General features: G+C 49.8%; 2 protein-coding genes. Both read right to left on the bottom strand.

The features are described from left to right. Nucleotides 1-67 precede the first annotated feature (67 nt). Complete coding sequence (locus tag AC9UEO_RS13770) at nt 68-637, bottom strand: TMEM165/GDT1 family protein (protein ID WP_509534690.1); 570 nt, start codon at nt 635-637, stop codon at nt 68-70. Continuing rightward, the coding region (locus tag AC9UEO_RS13765; protein ID WP_509534687.1) for an amidohydrolase family protein at nt 637-1,034 on the bottom strand (398 nt) is incomplete at its 5' end. The genes AC9UEO_RS13765 and AC9UEO_RS13770, both read right to left, overlap by 1 nt.

Below are 1,034 nucleotides of genomic sequence, written 5' to 3'. Positions count from 1 at the left end.
GGATCCAGAATGACCAACATGGTCACAAGAACCTCACCAAATAAACGCATACGTTGAGACTAGGTGGTTAGCGCAGTGCGTCAGCGAACATGACGGCTGCAAAGACAAAGAAGGCAATCGACGATGCGATTCGTACGGTTCTTGCTTGCAATCGATCACCGAGTGCTTTGCCGACTGCAATTGCGAGACCATCGGCGACCACCATGCCAACAGTCGAACCAGCCCACGTGCCTACAAGACCTTCAGTGGTTGCAAGAGTGACAGTAGCAAGCATCGTCTTGTCGCCAAGTTCAGCCAAGAAGAACACGGTTCCCACTGCCATGATGATGTGCTTTGACGAAACCTTTGTGCTCTCTTTGTCTTTTTCTGTTAATTCATCGCCACGTAAAGTCCAGATTCCAAAACCAACAAAAGCAATCGCGCCAACAATGCTGATGAGTTTCGTTGGTAAGGCTGTACCAATAACTCCACCAAGAGCGACTGAGAAGAGATGCACTACGCCCGTTGCCAAGGTGATTGCAATCAGTACAGGCACTGTTTTGTAGCGTGTTGCAAATGCAAGAGCCATCAGTTGGCTTTTGTCACCCAGCTCTGCAACGAAGATAACCCCAAAGGATAAAAGAAAAGCGTGAAGCATTATTTGTTGAGTTGCTGCATCTTGGTTGCAATGCGAGTGTGAGTTGTCATCATTTCGTTCACCTTGGTGCTGACTAACTCTTTATTACGTACCACTGCCTTGCCGTGCACGATTGTGTCACGTGCAGACGTTGGGCCACAACGAAGCCACGCTTCAATCGGGTCTGCGATTGCTCCGGCGAATTGAATGCCTGTGAGATCCCAGATAGCTACGTCACCAACCATGTCGACTTGCAGTTGACCAATCTCGCCAATGCGGCCAAGGCAACCAGCACCACCAATGGTTGCAACTTCAAGTGCCATGCGCGCATCGGCTGCATCAGCACCGTTCTTAAGTTTGGCGAGCAACATTGCTTGACGTGCTTCAAGCCACAAACTGCCAGAGTCAGCACTTGAAG

The sequence above is a fragment of the Limnohabitans sp. genome (assembly GCF_040401495.1).
Taxonomy (GTDB): domain Bacteria; phylum Pseudomonadota; class Gammaproteobacteria; order Burkholderiales; family Burkholderiaceae_C; genus Limnohabitans.
Note: the sequence above shows the minus strand (reverse complement) of the source record. Positions and strands in the feature narration are given on the sequence as shown.

Bases quoted from the DNA above. Each gene is read 5' to 3' on its own strand.
- AC9UEO_RS13770 (WP_509534690.1), bottom strand. From the start codon at position 637: ATGCTTCACGCTTTTCTTTTATCCTTTGGGGTTATCTTCGTTGCAGAG.